Source organism: Pseudomonas sp. CH61 (assembly GCF_059429415.1).
The window spans coordinates 2,394,378-2,416,457 of the sequence record NZ_CM182098.1; the positions used below are offsets into that span (position 1 = coordinate 2,394,378).

The 22,080-nt window shown below is 58.1% G+C and carries 14 protein-coding genes and 2 pseudogenes; 5 read left to right on the top strand and 11 right to left on the bottom strand.

The window, feature by feature from the left end:
• The first annotated feature begins 36 nt into the window (after nucleotides 1-36).
• Nucleotides 37-4,425: a response regulator gene (locus AC5SEM_RS10705; protein WP_495472915.1), complete on the top strand. Its 4,389-nt coding sequence runs from the start codon at nucleotides 37-39 to the stop codon at nucleotides 4,423-4,425.
• A gap of 533 nt (nucleotides 4,426-4,958) precedes the next feature.
• The gene (locus AC5SEM_RS10710; protein ID WP_495472916.1) at nucleotides 4,959-5,330 is read left to right on the top strand and encodes a hypothetical protein; all 372 of its coding nucleotides are present in this window, start codon (nucleotides 4,959-4,961) and stop codon (nucleotides 5,328-5,330) included.
• A 267-nt stretch (nucleotides 5,331-5,597) separates the two neighbouring features.
• Here AC5SEM_RS10710 and AC5SEM_RS10715 read toward each other — a convergent pair whose 3' ends face one another.
• The 3 genes and pseudogenes from AC5SEM_RS10715 to AC5SEM_RS10725 all read right to left on the bottom strand — a co-directional run bounded on the left by AC5SEM_RS10715 (nucleotide 5,598) and on the right by AC5SEM_RS10725 (nucleotide 8,167).
• Nucleotides 5,598-5,792, bottom strand: coding sequence for a transposase (locus tag AC5SEM_RS10715; RefSeq protein ID WP_495472917.1), 195 nt, complete (start codon nucleotides 5,790-5,792; stop codon nucleotides 5,598-5,600).
• 815 nt (nucleotides 5,793-6,607) lie between these two features.
• Nucleotides 6,608-6,982 carry a hypothetical protein gene (locus tag AC5SEM_RS10720; RefSeq protein ID WP_495472918.1) on the bottom strand — a complete coding sequence of 125 codons (375 nt, stop codon included), beginning with the start codon at nucleotides 6,980-6,982 and terminating at the stop codon, nucleotides 6,608-6,610.
• Nucleotides 6,983-7,209: 227 nt separating this feature from the next.
• A pseudogene (locus AC5SEM_RS10725) lies at nucleotides 7,210-8,167 on the bottom strand (IS4 family transposase).
• 281 nt (nucleotides 8,168-8,448) lie between these two features.
• Here AC5SEM_RS10725 and AC5SEM_RS10730 point away from each other — a divergent pair.
• On the top strand, nucleotides 8,449-8,709 hold the full coding sequence (locus tag AC5SEM_RS10730) for a hypothetical protein (RefSeq protein ID WP_163013585.1): 261 nt from the start codon (nucleotides 8,449-8,451) through the stop codon (nucleotides 8,707-8,709).
• A 63-nt stretch (nucleotides 8,710-8,772) separates the two neighbouring features.
• Here the strand turns inward: AC5SEM_RS10730 and AC5SEM_RS10735 are convergent, their stop codons facing one another.
• The gene (locus tag AC5SEM_RS10735; protein WP_455805483.1) at nucleotides 8,773-10,071 is read right to left on the bottom strand and encodes a carbohydrate porin; all 1,299 of its coding nucleotides are present in this window, start codon (nucleotides 10,069-10,071) and stop codon (nucleotides 8,773-8,775) included.
• Between the two features lie 105 nt (nucleotides 10,072-10,176).
• Nucleotides 10,177-12,582 carry a glucose/quinate/shikimate family membrane-bound PQQ-dependent dehydrogenase gene (locus AC5SEM_RS10740; protein ID WP_495472919.1) on the bottom strand — a complete coding sequence of 802 codons (2,406 nt, stop codon included), beginning with the start codon at nucleotides 12,580-12,582 and terminating at the stop codon, nucleotides 10,177-10,179.
• A 373-nt stretch (nucleotides 12,583-12,955) separates the two neighbouring features.
• Here AC5SEM_RS10740 and solA point away from each other — a divergent pair, with 373 nt between their 5' ends.
• Nucleotides 12,956-14,134 (top strand): N-methyl-L-tryptophan oxidase, encoded by a 1,179-nt coding sequence (gene solA / locus AC5SEM_RS10745; protein WP_495472920.1) that lies wholly within the window; start codon nucleotides 12,956-12,958, stop codon nucleotides 14,132-14,134.
• Complete coding sequence (locus AC5SEM_RS10750) at nucleotides 14,131-14,910, top strand: MetQ/NlpA family ABC transporter substrate-binding protein (protein WP_495472921.1); 780 nt, start codon at nucleotides 14,131-14,133, stop codon at nucleotides 14,908-14,910. Before solA ends, AC5SEM_RS10750 begins: the two co-directional genes overlap by 4 nt.
• A gap of 42 nt (nucleotides 14,911-14,952) precedes the next feature.
• Here AC5SEM_RS10750 and AC5SEM_RS10755 read toward each other — a convergent pair.
• The 6 genes and pseudogenes from AC5SEM_RS10755 to AC5SEM_RS10780 all read right to left on the bottom strand — a co-directional run bounded on the left by AC5SEM_RS10755 (nucleotide 14,953) and on the right by AC5SEM_RS10780 (nucleotide 22,063).
• A pseudogene (locus AC5SEM_RS10755) lies at nucleotides 14,953-15,856 on the bottom strand (bestrophin family protein).
• A gap of 100 nt (nucleotides 15,857-15,956) precedes the next feature.
• A complete protein-coding gene (locus AC5SEM_RS10760; RefSeq protein WP_495472922.1) occupies nucleotides 15,957-16,976 on the bottom strand; it encodes an acyltransferase family protein in 1,020 nt (339 codons plus the stop codon).
• A gap of 153 nt (nucleotides 16,977-17,129) precedes the next feature.
• Nucleotides 17,130-18,593, bottom strand: coding sequence for a family 16 glycosylhydrolase (locus AC5SEM_RS10765; RefSeq protein ID WP_495472923.1), 1,464 nt, complete (start codon nucleotides 18,591-18,593; stop codon nucleotides 17,130-17,132).
• Nucleotides 18,593-19,648 carry a UDP-glucose 4-epimerase GalE gene (galE, locus tag AC5SEM_RS10770; RefSeq protein ID WP_495472924.1) on the bottom strand — a complete coding sequence of 352 codons (1,056 nt, stop codon included), beginning with the start codon at nucleotides 19,646-19,648 and terminating at the stop codon, nucleotides 18,593-18,595. The genes AC5SEM_RS10765 and galE overlap by 1 nt, the downstream gene beginning before the upstream one ends.
• A gap of 29 nt (nucleotides 19,649-19,677) precedes the next feature.
• Nucleotides 19,678-21,096, bottom strand: a complete 1,419-nt coding sequence (locus tag AC5SEM_RS10775; RefSeq protein ID WP_495472925.1) for an oligosaccharide flippase family protein — start codon at nucleotides 21,094-21,096, stop codon at nucleotides 19,678-19,680.
• A 13-nt stretch (nucleotides 21,097-21,109) separates the two neighbouring features.
• Nucleotides 21,110-22,063, bottom strand: a complete 954-nt coding sequence (locus AC5SEM_RS10780; protein WP_495472926.1) for a glycosyltransferase family 2 protein — start codon at nucleotides 22,061-22,063, stop codon at nucleotides 21,110-21,112.
• Nucleotides 22,064-22,080 lie beyond the last annotated feature (17 nt).

Consider the following 22,080-nt stretch of genomic DNA (forward strand, 5'->3'; position numbering starts at 1 on the left):
GAATCCGTTTGCACATCCAGTTGAAAGAGGCCGTTTATGAACAGACTGTTCGAGATGCTCGAGCGCCTGTCCCTGCGCAGTAAATTGATCATCGGCTTCGCCGCGCTGCTGATATTGATCCTGATACTGGGCGTGCAAAGCCTGCGCACCCAGTATTCGCTCAGAAATGAAATGCAGCAGTTGTACCAGCAGGATCTGGTGGGTATCCAGCATGTGCAGGAAGTTCGGGTGCAGTTGCCGCATCTGTTGCTCGCCATGCAACGCGCAATCGCTACCAACAACGCGGACATCCGTATCAGCGCCAGAGCCCAGATGGATGTCGCCCAGGCGCGACTCCATGAAGCGCTGGAGCAGGTCCGTCCAACACTGCGCCGACAGAGCAGCATCAGCAGCCTGCTGGAATTCGAACGGGTATTGCAGCGTCTGCAAAAAGATGGCGATGAAGCGTTGGAGTTCGCCGGCAAAGGTTCCTTGGGGCAGGCCTTGATGTTGCTCAACAGTAAGGACTTTCTTGCGTTGGAGCAGGGCGGCGACGGGCTGCTCAACCAGATCGAGAAAAACAAGGAAACCGACATCCACGATACAGCGAAGAACCTGGCTGAATACGCAGAGCGTAGTACTGCGATCACGTACATCTTGCTGTTGGGCGGTTCGACGCTGGCCTTGCTGTTGACCTGGCTGGTCAGTTATTCCATTCGCGTGCCGTTGAATCGCGTACGCGTGGCCGTGGATGAGTTGGCGTCGGGCAAGCTGGACGGCCAGATCCCGCACACCGACCTGCGCAATGAAACCGGTGATCTGGCGCGCGCCATTGCCACGCTGCAGGTGGAGGCTTGTCAACTTGAACGCCAGCGTTGGGTGAAAGCTCATGCCTCGCTCCTGCAAGTCGATCTGCAACAGGCCGAGACGCCGCAACAATTGGCTCAGGCTTTTTTCAGCCGCATCGCGCCCCGTTTGGGCATGTGCCAGGGGGCGCTTTACGTGCTCTATGAAGGCGCATCACGCCTGCGACTGGTCGGCGGTTATGCGGTGGACAGTGAGCACCCGTTGCCCGCCGAGCTTGAACTCGGTGAGGGATTGCTTGGCCAGTGCGCACTGGATCGCCAGCCCCGTCAGCTTGAGGATCTGCCCGAATCGTTCTGGCATGTGCGCGCGCAGTTGGGCGCAGCTGCCGCCAGCCACCTGATGGTGCAGCCGGTGCTGCGTGGCGAGCGCCTGCTCGGGGTTGTGGAAATGGCAGGCTTTCGCTCGCTGGAGGAGAACGAGGTGTTGCTCTTGCAAGAAGTCCTGCCCAGGCTGGCCGGTGCGATGGCCATTATGGAACGCAGCGAGGCAGCCCAGGCGCTGCTGCAGGAAACTCGACGCCAGGCTGACGAAATGGGCGCGCAAACCTTGCAGCTAGAACACCAGGCCAGAGAGCTGGAGGCCCAGCAGGCCGCACTGCGCGCCACCGAGGCCTGGTACCGCGGCATCATCGAGGCCGCACCGGACGGCATGCTGGTGCTGGGGGCCGACGGCCGTATTCTGATGACCAACCCGCAAATGGACACCTTGTTTGGCTACGCCCCGGGCGAGCTGATTGGCGCCAGCATCGAACGTCTGGTACCGCAGGCTGCCCGCGAGCGCCATGTCAAGTTACGCGATGGCTTCATTGCCAGCGGCGGAACCCGGCAGATGGGCGGCGATCTTGACGATCTGAGCGGGGTACGCAAAGACGGCAGTCTGTTCTCCGTGGAAATCGGCCTTTCTCATCTACCGCGTCTGGAGGGGCGTGGTGTCTGCGTGTGTGCCTCGGTGCGCGACGTGAGTGAACGCCGCGCGATGGAAGCCCGGCTGCGAACCGCCAGCGATCGCCTGAACCTGGCACAAGAGGCCGGTGACATCGGGCTGTTCGACGTCGATCTGGTCAGCGGCACAAATTATTGGACGCCTCAGCTCGAAACCCTGTTCGGACTTGAGCCTGGCGGATTCGGTGGCACGTTGGCGCACTGGCAGGCGCTGATGCATCCCGAGGACGTGGCACGCGTCAGCAGCGCCTTCGAGAGCGCCATCCAGAGTGGCAATGACCGCGTCGAGTTCGACTTCCGGATCGTCCGCAAAAACGATGGACGGGTGCGCACGCTGCGGTCGCTGAACCGCTTCTCGCGCACGCCTGACGGTAAGCCATTGCGCGCAACCGGCATCAACATCGACGTCACCGCTCTGGCAGAGGCAAGGGCCGCGGCCGAAGAGGCCACGCAGGCCAAGAGCGAGTTCCTCGCCAACATGAGCCATGAAATCCGTACGCCGATGAACGCCATCATCGGTATGAGCCACTTGGCACTGCGTACCGAACTGGACAAACGCCAGCGCAACTACATTGAAAAGGTCCACCGCTCGGCGGAGAACCTGCTGGGGATCATCAACGACATCCTCGACTTCTCAAAGATCGAGGCCGGCAGAATGAACCTCGAACAGGTGCCGTTCCGCCTCGAAGACGTACTCGACAGCTTCGCTGCCATGATTGGCCTGAAGACCGAGGACAAGGGCCTCGAGTTGTTGTTCCAGATCCCCCCCGACTTGCCCACGGCACTGCTGGGCGATCCCTTGCGGCTGGGGCAGGTGCTGATCAACCTCGGCAACAACGCGGCCAAGTTCACCGAGCACGGCGAGATCGTGGTCGGTCTGGAACAAGTGGAGGCGCACACGGACAGCGTGGAGCTGCATTTCTGGGTGCGCGACACGGGCATCGGCATGACCGTTGAGCAGTGTTCACGCCTGTTTCAGTCGTTCAGTCAGGCGGACACTTCGATCACCCGCAAGTATGGCGGCACCGGTTTGGGATTATCTATTTCCAAGAAACTGGTGGAGCTGATGGCCGGCCGAATCTGGGTCGAAAGTGAACCGGGAGTCGGCTCCACGTTCCACTTTCAGGTGCAGCTCGGCGTGCAGCAAGACGTGCAGCCGCGTCGCATGTTCAAGGCTGGCGAGCTGTTGGGCATGCGCGTGCTTGTCGTGGATGACAACACCAGTGCCCGTGAAATTCTCTCGGGCATGGCTCGCAGCTTTGGCCTGGAAGTGGATGTCGCGCAGAGCGGTAGTCTGGCGCTGCGCATGTTGGCCGACGCCGAGCACAAGGTCCTGCCTTACGATCTGGTCTTGATGGACTGGCGGATGCCTGGCATGGATGGCATGGAAACCGTGAACAGAATGCATTCCGCCAGTCTGCTGCGCACGCCATCGGTCATCATGGTGACGGCTTTTGGCCGCGAAGAAGCCCGCGAAGAAGCCGAACGCCAGGGCATCCAGCTGCCGGTGGTACTGACCAAACCCGTCACCCCGTCATCGTTGCTCGAAGCCATCGGTGTCGTGCTGGGCAGAGACACGCACAGCGACACTCGGGCTGGCGAACGCTCCCAACACAATGCCAGTACCGTCGCCAGTCTCAATGGAGCCCGGGTGCTTCTGGTCGAAGATAACGAGCTGAATCAGGAACTGGCCAGCGAACTGCTGGCGAGTGTAGGTATACGCTTGCGACTTGCCACGCACGGCCAGGAGGCCTTGGATATCCTTGGCGAGGATGGCGACTTCGACGGCGTGCTGATGGATTGCCAGATGCCGGTGATGGATGGCTACACGGCCACCCGGCACATTCGCCAGCAACCGCGCTTCAGCAGTCTTCCGGTGATCGCCATGACCGCCAACGCCATGGACGGTGACCGCGAGCGCGCGCTCGAATGCGGCATGAACGACCATATTTCCAAGCCATTGAATGTCGAAACCATGTTCGCGACAATGGCAAAGTGGATCAAACCAAGAGCCGCTCAAACACCGCTGAACGCCGGTTTTGCCGATGGCTTGCCAGATCATCTTGAGGGCATTGACCTGGCGGCGGGTCTCGCCACCTGCATGGGGCGGCGGGATCTCTACTTACGTCTGCTCTGCAAGTTTCGCGATACTCAGACAGACTTTACCGAGCAATTCCAGGCCGCACGAATCGATCCGGATCCTGCTGCCGCCGGGCGGCTGGCGCACAGTGTGCGCGGTACCGCCGGCAACCTCGGCGCCAAAGCCGTGGTGCAGGCTTGTGCGTTGTTGGAACAGGCCTGCCAGAACGGCGAGCCGGCTGCGGTAGTGCAAGCGCTAGCGATGCAGGTCGAGCAGTGCTTGCGCCCGATCCTCGCGGCTCTGGCCGACTTTAAGGCGGACACAACGGTCTCCACGGATGGAGACCTGCTGGACGAATCGGTAATCAGCGAGCAACTGAACAGGCTTGTTGTTCTGTTGGACGAAGGTGATACGGCGGCTTTGGACGTGCTGGCGGCACTGCGCAACAGGCCACTCGATCGAGCGTTGACAGCCCGTCTGACACTCGTCGCGGCGCAGGTGGAACTGTTCGACTTTGATCGCGCCTTGCAGCTTGTGAAAGGCTGCGATGGGCAGTAGACCGCTATTGGCGAACGTCTAATGCCGGCCAGAAGCGGACATAACCCAAAGGAAGCCTTCGGACCGAAAAAAGACCTTGTCTTAAAAAACCGATAGGCTCATGTACTTGTTATCAGTAAGAATCCAGGCGAAAGGACATGGCACTTTGTAAAGGCGATCTCATAAAACTAATCAGCGCTGATCAAGCAAAAGTAGTTTTAACTGATTGGATTAACTCTCGGGAGGCGGCACCGGGAGATATCGCTTTGGTGGAAGAAGTCTGTATCGCAGAGGATGGGCAGATCGTTCGCCTTCTGTGCGAGGACCGTCCTGGTTTTCTAGAGTGGCGAGCGTGCTTTTATGAGGCCGGGTTGGCCTATGAACTCCTTCCGGGCCCCGCTGACGTCGCCAATTGAATCTTTGCGTCAGACAATTATTGCTCCCCACCAAGAGCTGCTTATGGTCGATGGACACTCGTCGCGAACGACTGCTTTCGTCCAGCAGCAGGCCCTTACCTTGAAATGAGTAGAAGCAAGAAGATTCGGAGTAGGAAAATGCAATGTAGCTGCAACGCCAAGGGCGACCTGGTAGAGATTGGTCAGAAGTACACGGCGTTTGTCGCAGGAATGCGCTGCCTTGCAACGGCGGACTGGGTCAAACTATTGCAATGCCCCGGGTGTGGGCAGCTTTGGCGAACCGATGAGTGGGATAAATATCAACCGCTGTACGCGCGCAAGCTGGACTCGCCCGAGGGCTGGGAATCAGCTGATATGGAAACTTTGATAAAGCTGCGCATGGTCGAGAATCATGGCGGTCTGGATACTTCTGCTTGTCTGGCGAAGGACTGCGAGCAACGTGTACTCAAGGGAAGAGCCTATTGCGTTGACCATTTTTATGAAACCGGAGCGAGAGGTTGGAACCGCTGAAACTGGCCAGTAGAGCGGGATTAAAAGACAGACCCTGAGGGATCCCCACAAATCTACTCCAGGCTCTGCGCCTGATGACGCACCTCATCGCGCAGAGCTTTCTCCAATCTTTCCCAGTCTCCGCTGCCTCCGAACGCTATGCATCTACGCCAAGACTCCAGGCCCAGTCGCCACAATGAGAGCACGCGTCTTTCTCTGAGACTGTTGCTTTGATAGCGCCGCTCAAGGTTACTTTTTCGAGCCTGAAGTCCTGTTAAAAAGAGCAGGTCAATGGGCGAGAGCGGCAATCAACAGCAGTATCTCAATACGATGCAGGCAATGGCTTCGATGTAGATTCAGACCCAATCCCAAGTGCTCACTCTTCACATCCCTGAAGCCCTGCTCAATTTGCATACGGCGTTTATAAACCGCCACGATCTTTGCCGAATTCCACTCGCCCTGAGCCAGGTTGCGGGCAAGCAACCATGGTTCACGCTCGCGTCTGGCGGACTGTCGACTCAGTTTGTTTTTTTGCAATTGAACCCGTAACGCGTTGGTGTTTGCGGCGCTTGGCGCAGTGCCGTACGCAGTACCAGTCGATGAAGTGTGGGGCGCTTCGCGTCATCTCGACACGGCCAGGTGCCTTGGGTGAGGCGGCGGTCAAAGCATACAAATTCTTCACCGGTTGCCAGTCAGTTTCATCGCGCCGATAAAGTTCGCTATTCCTTATCGCGCGACGTAATACCAGCCTTGCGCAGCCACTGCCTTCATCCACGGTCGTCGAAAACCTGCACCGGTGACCAGAATCGCGACGCAGTTATCAGGTAGCAATTCGACCAGAGATTTGAGTAGGCGGTTTTGGTACTTGGGGCAGCTCTCGCGCTCATGAACGCTTTCATAAACAGGAAATGAGCGCCCCGCCAGAGGAGTCGATGCTCTTAGCAAAAAGGCTGTGCCTTAAGTGTCAATTCGAGACCAGTGACCAGGATCAAAGGCTCAGTGATGTCAGGCGGCGAGAATGGATAGAGGGCAGTGCTTGAGCGAGCGTTCTGGATGGCCTGCATGGGTTCGGTTTCTTGTATTTGTGTGGTGCAAATCAAGTTGCCGACTCATGCAGATCTCTCCAATATTCCAACTTCTTGATATTCTGCAAGAAAAATCGGGGGTCCCTCAGGATCTATCCTCCTGTTGATCAGAAAGAGAGGGAGTTATTAAAGAAGTCGATTAAATAAATCCCCTCTTTCTTCCGTTTTTTGATGACCTATTCAATACTGATACCAACCCCTTCATTAGGTAGTTTAATGATCACTCTTAATGTCATCAGTACGCCCTCCATTAGGAGGAATAATGAAACCATCCTCTTCATCAGGAGGCGGTTGAACGCTATCATTGTCATTAAAAATTCCACCAATTCCTTTATTAGACCGTTTAACGCTATAAATGTCATCTTTGTTGTATATAACGGCTATATGGGCATATTTTACATAAACTGAGACTGGCTTCATGTTGACCACTGTCTTCATTGTCAATCCGTAACTATCGGTCCCTTCAAGAGTCCCCCTATAACCTGATGCCTTTGTCTCCCACTGGCCCTTTTCATTTAAAGGTACGCTCAACTCATTACCAATACCAACCCTACTATCGGCAATTTTTTTTCCTTCATCATTTTCCATCACACTAATCTCCTAAGTATTTTACTGACAATAACAAATGGAATGCATATCCGTCTCACTGCCTTTCCTCGGATTACGCAATAAAACAGTAGGCTGTTATCAGCATTGGATCACCTGTAATAAATGACAGTTTTTAATACTTTTTTGCGATAAAGGGACAAGAGAAGAGAGAAAAGCGTGAAAAGGACAGAAGGAATAAGGGGCCAGATCTGAGGGATCCCCACATACTACTCCAACACCTGCGCCTGTTGATGTACCTCGGCTCGCAAGGCGCGCTCAAGTCTCTCCAAGGTTTTTCGAGAGTTTGAGCCGCGTCCACTGCGCCAGTATCCCAAGCCCAGTCGCCACAGCGACAACACCCGTCGGCGTTAAAGACTATTGCTTTGAAAACGATGTTCATGACCCGCTTCGCGGGCCTGCAACCCCGTTAAACAAATGATGTAATTGGCCAAAGCCGAGATCAGTAAAAGCACTTCGATTCGGCGTGGACAGTGACTCCGATGGCGAGTCACGCCAGCGCCAAAGTGCTCGCTTTTTACATCCCTGAAGCCTTCCTCTATCTGCATGCGCTGCTTGTAAATGGCCACGATTCTCGATGGATTCCATTGATCCTCCGGTAAGTTGCTGGCCAATAACCAAGGCTCTCGCTCACGATTGGCCGATTGCCTGCTGAGTTTGTTTTTGGCGATTGAACCGGTGACACGCTGATGCTTGCGACCCTTTGCAGAATGCCTGATGCAGTACAAATGGATGAAGTGCGGAGCGCTTTGGGTCATCTCGATCCGACCCAGTGATTTTGGTGCGGACGACGCCAAGGCGTAGAGGTTTTTAACCGGCAGCCAAATTTGTGCGTCGTTGCGGTAGAGATCCCGGTTACGCACTCGACCCACGTAATACCAGCCTTGCGCCTCGACGGCTTTGATCCATGGCCGGCGAAAACCTGCATCAGCTCCAAAACAGCGATCGCTCGGTTTGCAGATGCCGATTACCCAGCAACAGATCGACTCGTTTGATGGTGTGTTTGGGGCAGGCCTTGCCTGACATGAATCGACCAAGCCCCGTCAGAATGAGCCGACGTCCTTGGAGTAATGCGCTGACACAACACATCAATGTTTTCAGACGACGAGAATGGACAGCGGGAAGTGCTTGGGCGAGCGCGCAGTGTAAGAATCGGATGGCCTGCATGGGATTGGGATCTTGTTTTTGTGTGGTGCAATACAAGCTGCCGACCCATGCAGGTCTCTTCAATTACTAACTTCTTGATTTATTGTAAGAAAAAGGCTGGCAACAAAGCCTGATTAGCGGGCCATTGTTAAACGGTGGCGCTGACAATAGCCGGCGCTGCCTTTATTTGGCTTTTTTCGAACGCCTGAAAATAATCTGAACGGCCTCGGAACCTGCTCGCCTAATGATTAGCTTGTGGTCAATCGCACAGGCGCTGTGTCAATAACGGCACACTCCGAGAGGTGGTCAACGTGGCTAAAGACGAAAAGAAAAGCAAAGACAAAGGTGACGCTTCGAAAGCCAGCAAGGATTTGAAGGACAAAAAGTCATCGCCTGAGAAGAAATCAGCCGCAGCTTCGGCGCTTTCAAAGTCCTCCGACAAGGACAAGAAAGACAAGAAAAAAGATGCCGAGCCGAAGAAGTCTGCCAAGAAAGCCGACAGCAAGCCTGAGAAGGCCAAGGATTCGAAGAAGGCTGACAAGCCGGCTAAAAAGAAAAAGTGATCTTGAAGACAATAAAAAACCCGGCATTCAAACCGGGTTTTTTATTGCCTGCTATTCGGGGCCTCAGAGTGCAGCTTTCACCTGCAAACCAAACACCAGCGCATTGTCGATGTCCTGCCCGGAAAACGCGCCCGGCTCGATGATGTACTGCATATTCGGTCGCAGCGTCAGCCAAGGCGTGGCCTGATAACCGTAGCCGAGTTCGATCAATTGCTCGGCGCTGTCCAGGTTCGGAAACGCGGTGCCATTGTTCAAAGCGGCGTCCTGCAGCACGTCGCGGCTGCGCGGGTTCGGCACGGCGCGGCCGTAACCGAGAGCAACGGTGTCTCGCGGGCGACCTTCGAACGGTTTGTACAGGACCACGCCGGTGCCGTACCACTTGCTGAACGGCGAAGCCGCTTCGCTGGCCGCCGAGTACTGACCGAACGCGTGCAGGCTGCGGCCTTCGGAAGTTGGCGAGTTCCAGACCGCCTGATCGATCAGCAGGTAATGACCGCCGCGACCGGACACTTCTTTATCGCTGCCGATGCGTTTTACATCGGAGCTGTCGTAGTAATAGCCGAGTTTGTATTCGCCTGGCAGGGCGCCCGCGTGTTTGTAGACCAGCTCGATCGGCACCACGGTGCCAGTGGTGTGTTTCGGGCCAAGGTGCCAGGCACGGCTGGAGTTGCCGTTGCTTTCCGGGTCGACGTTGAACGCGGCCACGCGCAGTTGCCACGAGGACGACAGGTCGTATTTCACCCGCACGCCCAAATGGGCATTGGGGTAGTTGGTCCAGCCGCTGCCACCGGACATGTTCAGCGGATGGCCGCAGAAACCGGCGTTCATGAAGTTGCACAGAATGCCGCTGTCGAGGCCGCCGAGGTCATTACCCATGGCCATGTAACCGAGCTTCACGTTGAGCGCCGGGGTAAACAGGCTGCGCTCGTAACTCAGTTCGGTCAGGCGCGTGTACAGGCCACCGTAGTTTTCCTGGATCGGCAAGCGGTTGCCGACCAGATCTTCCGAGGCGCTGTTACCGCGACGGTCGTTGATGGTCAACTGGACCTTGCCGGCATTGTCGACGCCGTACAGTTTGCTCAGGTCGAACTGCACGCCGAGCTTGATGTTCTGCGAGTAGCGCGCCGAGCGATGCAGGCCGCCGTCGGCGTTGTAGGCCATTTCACCGCTGTAATCGCCGGTGAACTTGATGCCTTGTTCATCCATCTGGTGACGCAAGCCACCCCAGTCACCGGTAAGGGTGCTGCGGGTCAACAGATCAGAATCGTTGTCGGCCAGCGCGGGGAGGGTGGTGGTGCATGCGACGCCCAGCAACAGGCCTTTGAACAGGTCGGAACGGGAAAAACCAACAGCCGATAGCATGTAAATCTTCCTGCAGAAAACTTGAGCAATAGGGGGGAAAGCAGCGCGGCACCCGAAGGTGCCGCGCTCGAAGCAAGCGTCCGCGTTTAACGTGGACGCCGTGATTTACGGCAGGGCGTAAGCCATCACGTAGTCGCCGCGATCGGTCGACTGACGCGCGCCGCCCGCGGTGATGACGATGTACTGCTTGCCGGTTTTCGGCGAAACATAGGTCATCGGGCCGCCCTGGCTGCCGACTGGCAGACGTGCTTTCCAGACTTCTTCACCGTTGCCGCTGTTGAAGGCGCGCAGGTAGAAGTCCTGGGTGCCGGCGATGAAGATCAAACCACCTTGGGTCGACAGGGTGCCGCCGAGGGTTGGCAGACCGATCTTGATCGGCAGGTGCATGCGGATGCCCAGCGGACCGGTGTCTTCAACGGTGCCGACCGGAACCTGCCAGGCGATTTTCTGGGTCTTCATGTCGATCGCCGTCAGCGTGCCGAACGGTGGTGCCTGGCAAGGAATGCCGGCTACCGACAGGAAGCGGTTTTTGTTCACCGCGTAAGGCGTGCCTTTCAGCGGCACGGCGCCCATGCCAGTGTTCAGCGCTTCGCCACCGCCAGCGGCCTGGCCTTTGTTCTGCGACGGAATCATCTGAATCCACAGACCCAGACGCATGTCGTTGACGAAGATGAAGCCGTGTACCGGATCAGTGGAAATGCTGCCCCAGTTCATGCCACCCAGCGAACCCGGGAAGCTCAGCGATTTGTCCATGCCCGGCGCGGTGTACAGGCCGTCGTAGCGCATGCCTTTGAAGTCGATGCGGCAGAGCAGCTGATCGTATGGAGTAGCGCCCCACATGTCCGATTCAGTCAGGTGCTGAGCACCGATTTCTGGCATGCCCACCGATTTCGGCTGGGTAGGGGAGTACGGTTCGTTCGGGATGTTCGCCGCTTTCACCGGGACTTCTTTAACCTCGGTCAGCGGTTTGCCGGTGGCACGGTCGAGCACGTAGATCTGCCCAGCCTTGGTGCCGATGACCAGCGCCGGAATGCTTTTGCCGTCCTTGGTGAAGTCGATCAGGCTCGGCTGCATCGGCAGGTCGAAGTCCCAGAGATCGTTGTGCACGGTCTGGAATACCCAGCGCTCGTCACCGCTGGTGGCGTCCAGCGCGAGGATCGAAGCACCGTAGGTGTGATCGAGTTTGCTGCGCTCGACACCGTAGATGTCGGTCGACGAACTGCCCATCGGCAGGAACACGGTGTTGGTGGCCGGGTCATAGGACATCGGCGCCCAGCTGTTCGGCGTGCTGCGCACATAAGTGCTGCCTTCGGCCGGCGCGTTTTTATCCTGCGGGTTGCCCGGGTCGAACGCCCAGCGCATGGCGCCAGTCATCACATCGAAACCACGGATTACGCCGCCGGGCATGTCGGTTTGTACGTTGTCCGCCACGCGACCGCCAACCACCACGGTGGTGCCGGCCATCAGCGGAGCGGAGGACAGCTGATAGTAGCTGTCCGGCACGTTACCCAGACCGGCCTTCAGATCAACCTGGCCGTTGTTGCCGAAACCCTGGCAGAACTCGCCGGTGTCCGCATCGACCGCGATCAGGCGCGCATCGATGGTGTTGGTCAGCAGACGACGCTGGCAATTGGCGGCCGGCGCAGGCTTGGCTTCGATGATCGACGAGTTGCTCGGCTGAGCAATCGCTTTGGTGGCGTCGAAATAGGCCATGCCACGGCAGCGCTGCCAGACTTTCGACTGAGCGTTGATCGCGTTCTTCCACAGCTCTTTACCGGTGTCGGCATCGAGGGCGATCAGGTTGTTGTGCGGGGTGCAGATGAACACCTTGTTGCCAACCTGCAGCGGGGTCAGCTGATCTTCAGCACCGTTGCCATCGCTCTCGGCGACGTCACCGGTGTGGTAGGTCCACGCCACTTTCAGCTTGTCGACGTTGCTGCGGTTGATCTGGTCCAGCGCAGCGAAGCGACTGCCACCTTCGGTATTACCGTAGTGGGCCCAGTCTTTTTGCGCCTTGTCCGGCTCGACCGGGGTCAGGCCCGGGCCAGTGCCGGTTGCCGCCACGGTTGGATGGGCGACAAACATATTGCCGGCCGCCACAACCACGCCGACCGCCAGCACCGCAGCCACAGCGTAAGCGCCGCGACCCGCAACGCCACCGTTGGCACGCTTGAGCTGCGGATAAACCAGCGCCACGACCAAGCCGATCACACTGAACATGAACAGGCGCGAGAACACCGGCCAGAACACCAGCCCTGCATCGCTCACCGCCCAGATCGCGGTGCCCACCAGAAACGCGGCGAACAGCCACGCACCGGCAAGCTTGAAGCGCGCGATCAGCAGACCGGAAACGGCCATGACCAAGCCACCCACCAGGAAGTACCACGAGCCTCCCAGGCTGACCAACTTCACGCCGCCAGCAGCCAGCGCCAAGCCGAGCAGGGCGATGACGACGCCCAGCCCGATCAGAATGAATTTTGATATGCCCGAGAGGCGTTGACTCTGCTTCACGTTGAGTGTCCCGTTGAAATGAGGCGCGCATTATATAGTTAGGTAACTACCTAGTTAAATCACAAATTTCAACGTGAAGCGTAGTTCGAGGTTTTGACTCGCGCCTGAGGGTGTCTCAGATGGGGAAATGTCTGTCGAAATGAGCAAAAAAATAACTGTTCTGTCAGATTTATTGTGATTTGTGACAGATATCGAAAGCCGCGCCCTCTGGCGTAATTGATTTTCTCCGGGTTGTAAATGCGACGAATAACCGCCGGGCAGCCCGACCCAGAGCGGTCGATGGACGCATCGAGCTATATGGATATGCTTTTTTAATCTTGGAATTCGCCAAGGTTTAACGCTCAACTGGCGCCTTTTTGATAGGTGGCTATTTATGTCCGAGCGATGTGAGGTAGTGGTTCTGGGCTTGGGCGCCATGGGCGCTGCCACGGTTTATCAGTTGGCGAAAGCGGGAGTGAACGTTGTCGGTATTGATCGTCATCACCCACCGCACAACCTCGGTTCCAGCCATGGCGACACGCGCATCACTCGGCTTTCGGTCGGAGAGGGCGCGCAATATGTGCCCATCGTGCGCAATTCTCATCGCATCTGGCGTGAGCTGGAGGCACTGACCGGGGAATCGCTGTTCGAGCAATCGGGGTTGCTGGTGCTGACGTCGAGCGCCGAATTCGATCCTGAAGACCCGACCGACTTCACCTTGCGCACCATCGGCCTGGCGCGGACTTACGGCATCGAGCACGAAGTCCTGTCCGCCGAACAGATTCGCCAGCGCTTCCCGCAATTCGCCAACGTGCACGACTCGGCCATCGGCTATTTCGAACCGGGCGGCGGCTTCGTGCGCCCCGAGCGCTGCATCGACGTGCAGCTCAAACTGGCCGAGCAACACGGGGCGACGCTTTATAAAGGCGAGACCGTCACCGCTATCAGCTCAAACGAAGCAGGGGTCACAGTCACGACCAACCAGCGCACGCTACGCGCCGACAAACTGGTGATCAGCGCAGGCAACTGGAACGGTGAGTGGCTCGGTGAGCCGTATGAGAACCTGCTGAGTGTTTACCGGCAGAAACTGTTCTGGTTCGAACTGGAAGAGAACGCCGGACTGGTCGGCCACTCACCGACGTTCATCTTCACCCACGGCCGCGGCGACGACAAAATCAACTACGGCTTTCCCGCGCTACCCGGCGAAAGCAGCATGAAAATCGCCACAGCGCAGTACCACACCGCAACGTCACCTCAGGCCATCGACCGCACGGTTTCAGCGGCCGAAGCGCAGGACATGTACGAGCACCAGGTGCACGAGCGCATCGCCGGCGTGACCTCGAAAGTGCTCAAGACTGCGGTTTGCGCCTACACCGTGACCCCGGATCGCCATTTCATCATCGACGAGCATCCGTCGCTGCAACACACCCTGTTCGTCTCGGCCTGTTCCGGTCACGGCTTCAAGCATTCCGCCGCGCTGGGCGAAGCGTTTGCACAGTGGTGCATGCGCGGCTCGAGCCACCTGGATCTGTCCTCTTTCTCCCTGAAACGCTTCGAAGGAAAACTATCGTGAAACGCGTCGCGCTCTCCGTAGCACTGCTGGTCGCCGCCCTGGGCAATGCCTATGCCGAAACCCTGAAAATCGCCGTGGTGCCTGTGCCCCATGCCGAGATCCTCGAGTTCTTGAAACCGGAACTGGCCAAGGAAGGGGTGACGCTGGACGTCAAAGTGTTCTCGGACTATATCCAGCCCGACCGGCAGACGGATGAAGGCTTGCTCGACGCCAATTACTTCCAGAGCAAACCGTATTACGAGGCCTACAAAAAAGACCGGCCGAGCAGCGATCAAGTGCCGATCGTCGCCGTGCACATCGAACCGTTTGGCGCCTATTCGAAGAAGATCAAAAGCATCAGCGAACTCAAGGATGGCGCGACGATCGCCATTCCCAACGACCCGGCCAACTCCGGTCGGGCGCTGCTGCTGATCGCCAAACAAGGCCTGATCACTCTGAAGGATCCTGACAACATCATGGCCACGCGCCTGGACATCGTCAGCAATCCCAAGCATCTGAAGTTCCAGGAACTCGAAGCGGCCATGCTGCCGCGGGTGTTGAATCAGGTCGACATGGCGTTGATCAACGCCAACTACGCGCTGGAAGCCAAACTGGTGCCGCACAAAGACGCGCTGTTTATCGAAAGTTCGGAGTCGCCGTACGCCAATTACCTGTACGTGCGTCGCGACAAGGCCAATGCGCCGGCGGTGCAGAAGCTCGGCGCGCTGCTCAATTCACCGCAAGTGAAGCAGTTCATTCTTGAGCGTTATCACGGTGATGTGGTGCCGGCGTTCTGATTGACTCGGGAACCGTCAGAAGCCCTGACGGTTCCCGCCCCCTTAAGCGTTCTCTTCAATTCGGCGCACGTCACCCAACGAATCACGCTGCATCGACTGCAGGTTCTTCTCGATGGTTTCGCACAGCGCTTCCATCTGAATCTGGTGCTCGCTGTGGCGAAACGGGCTTTGCAGATCGGTGCCGATGCGTTCGATGGCCAGCAGCATAAAACCGACCACGGTCGAAGCCAGCGGCGTGAACCAGCCCAACGATTCCACCAGGCCGACCGGGACGATCAGACAGAACAGCGAAATAAACAGCCGTGGGAAATACACATAAGGGTAGGGCAGCGGCGTATTCGCGATCCGTTCCATGCCGCCCTGACTGTTGGACAAATCCACCAGCGTCGACTCCAGCCGTGCCAGACGAATGCTGTCCAGGCGCCCGGCCTTGTATTCCCGCGCGAGCAAAGTCGCTGATCCGGTGAGAATATCGTTGGCAAAGTTATTGGTCGTGCCACTGCGGGCGAATTCTTCGGCGGGAATGAACGCGCGGACTTCCTCGGGACAAGGCTGACCTTGCAGGTGCGCCGCGAGGCAGTTCACATAGGCGACGTGGCGGCGTAACAGGGTCGACTTGACCGGATTGACCTCGCCATCGGCGATCATCCAGCAAAGTCAGCACTTGGCGGGCGAAGCTGCGCGAATTGTTGATCATCGACCCCCACAGCGTGCGTGCTTCCCACCAGCGGTTGTAAGCGCTGCTGTTGCGAAAACTGATCAGCACGATCAATGCCGAACCCAATAACGTCAGGGGCATCAATGGCAGGTTCAGCTTGGCGTTGAGGAACAGCATGAAGTCGACGGTGACGGCGATGTCCCAGAGCAGCAGCCAGAACAACGCCCAGCCGACATAGCCCAGAGTCTTGATGATCAAACGGTATTTTCTGACGATGGCTGCTTTCAAACGGAAACCTCGTGGTGAGCGGTAAGCGTTAACGCCTTAGCTCGGACGCTGTTTTCGCGGGAAAGGTTCGCTAAATCGCTTCAGCTTTCGTCGGCTCGGGCTAATCGGCCCGGAGACGATTGAAGGAAAATGACAGGGACCTTTTCATCAGTCTGGCCATCGGCGTTTCGATCTTTTCGTGAATGACATAGGACGCAGCGATCATCAAAGCCACGGTGCCCCACAGCAGCAGGTGCGCATTCACCGCCGGATAGGCCATGTTGAAGATGATGAAACCGATCATTTGATGGAGCAGGTACAGCGGGTAGGTGAGTGCGCCTAATGTTGTCCAGTTCAATCGCCCGATGGCGGCTGTTCTGTTGGTTGCGATCAACAGGAAGGTCATGAAGAACACGATAATGACGCTGCCGATGATCGAGGGATCATATTGCGTCGCATATTTGCTTTCGATCGACTCGGCCCAGGTAATGGCGGTGAAGGTGGCCAAGGCCAAGGCGCCCGCCACCAAGGCAATGCGCGGTTTTGTCATACCCTTCGCCCAGATGAGGTAGAACGTGGCACCGGCGATGAAGTAGGCCGCGTAATCGGTGATCAATATCGAGCGCAGCTTTTCAAAAGCGAGGACTTCCGCGGTGGCCGAGACCAGTAGCCAGAGCACGAGGCAGGGTTCGATTTTGTCTATTTTCTTCAAGGCCAGGAGTATCGAGATCATCAGGTAGAACTTGATTTCGACAAACAGCGACCAGTACACGCCGTCGATGGGCGGGACGCCGAGCAGATCGCCAAGGAAGGTCATGTTGATCAGGTATTGATAAAGATCCGCGCTGAATCGGGGCTGCCCGAAGGCCAGTGTGATCAGAAAGGTGAGCGTGCAGCACACCCAGAATGCCGGGCACAGGCGCACCACGCGGGAGATGAAGAACACTTGCAGATTATTGCTCGACGCGGTCATCAGGATGACAAAACCGCTGATCATGAAAAACAGCTCCACGCCCAGGTAACCGTACTTGGCCACCTCGGCCAGCAGTGGATAGGGCATGACCGACATGTCGCCCCGCGCATAACCGCGAAAGGCGTAGTGAAAAATCACCACGGCGAGCGCTGCGAGGAAACGCAGCAAATCCAGCTCCTTCAGTCGTCGGTTGTTCATGTTTGGGCGCTCCGGAGGTGTTAGCGCTGATCGAGAACTGACGACTCTGCCGAGTGAAATTCGACCCAAGGCGAAAGCTATGGCAGCAGGAGGGCGTCGACTGTCCCTGGCTTGGTGTGACGGTTATGGACCGCGTTGCCACCTGTGCATGTAGTCGATCTCGAAGGTGGACGGTAGGTCAGCGTCGTCGACCACGCCGAACCATTTCCACATGGCCTCACTGTCAAAGACGATCTGCATCGGGAAGAAGAAGTGGCGGTTCTGCGATTCCCTGACCAGCACGCCATCGACGTACCAGCGCAGGGTGTCGGGCTGCCAGTCGAAGCCGTAGACATGAAAGTCACTGGCCAGGCGCCATGGGCTGGTCCAGGTGCTGCCGTTGGCGATATGTTCTTTACTGTGCGGCGTCGTCCATAAATGCGCGTTCATGTTGTAGGAGCGATCTGAGGCGGCGCCTTTGGTTTTACCGCCAATTTCAAAGATATCGATTTCCGTGGCGTTGTCCGTGAAGCCCGTCCACGCCAGCCAGAATGCGCTCGACGCTGCGGAGTTCATCGGTTTGGCGCGTGCTTCGTAATAGCCGTAGAAACCGCGTTCACGGGTACGGACCATGGCTGAGGTGTAATCCTTGAAGCCAAGTTCGACGTACTTCTGCGGCAAGGTTTCCTTGCGAAAGACAATGTTCAGGTTGCCGTTGCTGACGCTGGCATTGCGTGGGGTGAACAGCGCCGGTTTGCGTCCGAGCGATTCATTGCCGATGGCATTGTTGACGTGCCAGCGAGTGGGGTCGAGGGTGTTGCCGTTGAAGTCATCGGACAGGTTCGTGTCGAGTACCCAGCGTCCGGCATTGTTTTGATCGGACAGCGGCAGATAAACGTGAGTGCGGGTCGGCACGGTGCCCAGCGGACCGATGCGGGTCCAGGTATCGGCATGGCTGGGGACGGCCACCGACCACTTGTGCGCAAGGTATTGGAAAGCCTGCTGGCGCTCGGCGAGGGACGCAAACGGGCGGTCGTAAACCAGTACTTCGGCGATATCGCCGCGAAAGTTTTCTGAAGTACCGACGGCATTGCGCCCGACCGCATACGGGCCGATCGGCACCCCCTGTAGTTCCAGGACGGAAACCGTCGGTTCATACGCGGTGGTTTGCGCCAGGCTGATGGCGAAGTTCGGCAACACGTTATCGTTGTCAGCGGTTTGCGCACGTGAGCTGAACAACCGTTGCCAGGGATCGACGCCGGCTTGTTCGGGTAACCGGCGGGACACGACCAATACCGTGACAGGCCCTTTTGCACTGCGAATGCTCTTGCCCAGAAACGCCGAAGTACCACTCAAACGCACGACCGCATGGCCATTCACGGCGTTTTCAATCTTTTGCGGCTGCTCGGTGCCTTCGTCGACTCTGGCGTCATGGGACTGGCCGGATTTATCGCTCCAGCGCTGCACACGGTTCTGCGCATTCACGCTCAGGCTGGATGCATCGGCCGCGTCCAGCCACAGCACCAGCCCGGCATTCGGAGGCGCTTGTGCGGCGTTGCCAGTCAGCGCAACCCACAGCAGCAGCGCCGGCAGCGATCGTAAGAACATCATTTGAAGGCAAGCAGCGCGGGGATTTCGAAGGAAGACTGATACCCCTGCGGATTGCACGACTGCCAGCGCCAGGCATCGACAATCATTTGTGGCAGGTCGCGTTGCGCGGTCCAGCCCAGCTCGCGTCCGGCCTTGGCCGGGTCGGCCCAGCACTTGGCAATGTCACCTTCGCGGCGCGGTGCAAAGCGGTAGGGAATGCTGATGCCGGTGATGTCCTCGAAACTGTGGATGATCTGCAACACGCTGTAGCCGACCCCCGTGCCGAGGTTCCAGAAATGGATGCCGTGGTTCTGCTGCAACACCAGCAATGCCTTGAGGTGGCCAATGGCGAGGTCGACCACGTGGATGTAGTCGCGCACGCAGGTGCCGTCGACGGTGGGATAGTCGCTGCCGTACACCGTGAGTTCCGGTATCCGGCCAATGGCGACCTGGGTCAGGCACGGCAGCAGGTTGTTGGGGCGACCGCGCGGGTCTTCACCGATCATCCCGCTTTCGTGGGCGCCAATCGGATTGAAGTAGCGCAACAGACCAATGCTCCAGCGCGGATCGGACTCGCACAAATCCGTCAGCAGCTCTTCGATCATCAGCTTGGTGCGACCATAGGGATTGACCGGTTTGCCGGTGCCGAAGTCTTCGGCAATCGGCGTGCGGGTTGGCTCGCCGTACACCGTCGCCGATGAGCTGAACACCAGGCGGAAGACGTTGTTGCGCGCCATGGCCCGGCACAGGTCCAGCGTGCCGGCGACATTGTTTGCGTAGTAGTCGAGTGGTTTGCGCACGCTTTCGGCGACGGATTTGAGGCTGGCAAAATGCACCACGGCATCGATGTCATAGCGCTGGAAGATGTCGTCCAGCAGATCGGAATCACGGATGTCGCCCTTGATGAAATCGACCCGGGTCAAGGTCAGTTGCTCAAGGCGCGCGATGCACTCCTGACAGCTGTTGCACAGGTTATCGAGCACCAGCACCCGGTGCCCGGCATTGATGAGCGCCAAAGCGGTATGCGAGCCGATGTAACCGGCCCCGCCAGTAATCAACGTGGTTTTGCGCATGGTGAGGTCTTCCTGTCTCAGGGACTGAATCAGCGGGCGGTGAAAACCGATTTGAATTCCTGCGGCCAGTGCGGGTGGATCAGGCTGTACGCCATGGCGTAGCTCAGCGCGCCCACTGCGATGTTGCCGATCAGGTGCAGGTAGCCTTGAAAACCCAGTTGCGGTGACACCAGCAGCACGGTTGCGGCCATGACCAGCGCGGCAATCACGCTGCGGTAATTGGCCTCGACAAACCGTCGCCAGCTGTAACCGATAGCCAGGTTGAGGCCGCGAATTTGCAGTGGCGTGATCAGCAGCATGCGCACGAGCAGAGCGCCGGCCGCGGCCATGCCGCCATAAACGTTGCCAAGGCTGTAGACCAGCGCCAATGCCAGGGCGGTAGTCAGCACTTCCGCCTTGATCGTCAGGTGGCTGCGGTTGACCGCCACCAGTGCGGTGGTGGCGTACATGGCGGTGTTGCCGATGGCCGCGGTGCAGGCCAGCACTTGCAACAGTGGAATGGCGTCAGCCCACTTGGCGCCGAAGATCAACAGGATGAGGTCGTTGGCCGTGAGCGCAAGGCCGATGAACAGCGGCGTCAACACAAAGCCGCTGACCGCGGTCGAGTCGCCAATGATCCCGAGCAAACGCTTGGGTTCGGCACTGCGGCGGGCGAACGCCGGCAGCGCATAACTCAGCAGACCGTTATAAATCGCCGTGCGCGGCAGCTCGATGATGCGCATCGCCATGTTGAACATGCCGACCGCGTTCGCCCCGGCCGTCATGCCCAGCACCACGTTGACGCCGCGCTGCAAGGTTTGTGAACTCAGTGAATTGATGGCAACCGGTGCACCGGCCTTCAACAGATCGCGCAAGACCGTCCGGTCGACAGCAAAGGCGATGCGTCGCCGGTCTGCCCGCATCAGGACAATGATCGACACTCCTTCCATGATCAGCGCCTGGGCAATCACCGCCCACGCACCCCATCCGCACAGCGCCACCGCGATGCCGCCGACGCCGCCCGCGACTTTGCCCAGTAACGTGCGCGACGCGAGCATTTTGAAGTTGCTGTTACGGCGCATTTGCGCCACATAGACCCGCGCCATCATGGTCAACAGGATTTTCACCGAGGCCACCGCCGTCAGCCATTGCAGCAGCGGGTCGGGCGTGTACAGGAATGCCGCGAGCGAGATGATGACAATCGACACCAGACTGACGAGCACCCCGGCCCAGAAAGCCGTGCAGATGTGTTTGTCTTCCAGCCGTTCAAGGCGTACCAGCGGATCTTCCAGCACCGATGAGTACACCAGGCCAATCAACTCGACGATGGCAATGATGATCGTGCCCACACCCAGCTCGGCCGGCGACAGCAGCTTCGCGTAGACGACAAAGGTGATCATCGACAGCAGGATCAGGCCGAATTTCTCGGTGAAGATCCAGCTCAATGTCACCAGACGGTGATTGGCCATGGCGGTTACCGATTCAATGAGCTGGAGTTGACGCCGTTGCCTTGCGCCATGTTCTGGCGCGGGCATAGAGATAGCGCAAGGTCGGTTTGCCGTTGGCGAAGATCAGCGCTTGCCAGGAGCAGTCGAGCATTCGCCGGTACACGCCGAGCACTTGGTCATGCTCGCCGCGTCGGGAAAACGCTTCGAGAAAATCGGTGTGGTTGCTCAGGACGAAATTGATCCGTTGCTGCTGGCTGAGCATCTCGCCGTAGCGGGCGAGGTACACCTCGATGAAATGGATCTTGTTCTGGTAGTACTTTTTCGGTTGCGCGGTCATGTTGCCGCCGTTGACCGTGCGCTCCAGCAGCACCTGCGGCACCGTGTGGACCTCCCAGTGTTCGGCGATCCGCGTCCACATGTAGCGGTCTTCGGAGTAACGCAGACTCGCATCGAAGCCGCCGAGCTGCATGATCACCTCGCGTCTGACCAACGCAGTGGAAACGCCATTGACGACGTTGGCGTGGATGAAGTCGTAGAAGTGCCTGCCGCTTTTGCGGCGGTTGTCCAGCTGCCGCCGGCCGTCGCTGTAATTGACCTGCGCGTAGCAGTCGATCAACCCCACCGGCCGGCCCTGACGACTGAGTTCTTCGTACAGGGCCAGTTGCAGTTCGAGCTTTTGCGGGTGCCACTGGTCATCGGCATCGAGCATCGCCACAAAGGTTTCTTGCGAGTGGCGCATGCCGTGATTACGCGCGCTGGCCTGGCCTTCGTTGGCTTGCTGCAGCAGCGTCAGGCGAAACGGCGCGACGAAGTTTCTGACCCGTTGTGGGCCGTCGTCAGTGGAGCCATCGTCGATGACGATGACGTGATCCGGCAGGCGGGTTTGCCCGACCAGCGACGCCAATGTTTGCTCAATGCTGTCGGCGCCGTTGTACATCGGGATGACGACGCACACTGAATCCACGGAAGGGGGGGCTTGGTTGGGCACGGGTGGTTCTCCTTGGG

What these genes read in the sequence shown, in the direction of transcription:
- AC5SEM_RS10705 (WP_495472915.1), top strand. Translation starts at nt 37, where the DNA reads ATGAACAGACTGTTCGAGATGCTCGAGCGCCTGTCCCTGCGCAGTAAA.
- AC5SEM_RS10710 (WP_495472916.1), top strand. Translation starts at nt 4,959, where the DNA reads ATGCAATGTAGCTGCAACGCCAAGGGCGACCTGGTAGAGATTGGTCAG.
- AC5SEM_RS10720 (WP_495472918.1), bottom strand. Translation starts at nt 6,982, where the DNA reads ATGGAAAATGATGAAGGAAAAAAAATTGCCGATAGTAGGGTTGGTATT.
- AC5SEM_RS10735 (WP_455805483.1), bottom strand. Translation starts at nt 10,071, where the DNA reads ATGCTATCGGCTGTTGGTTTTTCCCGTTCCGACCTGTTCAAAGGCCTG.
- solA (WP_495472920.1), top strand. Translation starts at nt 12,956, where the DNA reads ATGTCCGAGCGATGTGAGGTAGTGGTTCTGGGCTTGGGCGCCATGGGC.
- AC5SEM_RS10765 (WP_495472923.1), bottom strand. Translation starts at nt 18,593, where the DNA reads ATGTTCTTACGATCGCTGCCGGCGCTGCTGCTGTGGGTTGCGCTGACT.
- galE (WP_495472924.1), bottom strand. Translation starts at nt 19,648, where the DNA reads ATGCGCAAAACCACGTTGATTACTGGCGGGGCCGGTTACATCGGCTCG.
- AC5SEM_RS10775 (WP_495472925.1), bottom strand. Translation starts at nt 21,096, where the DNA reads ATGGCCAATCACCGTCTGGTGACATTGAGCTGGATCTTCACCGAGAAA.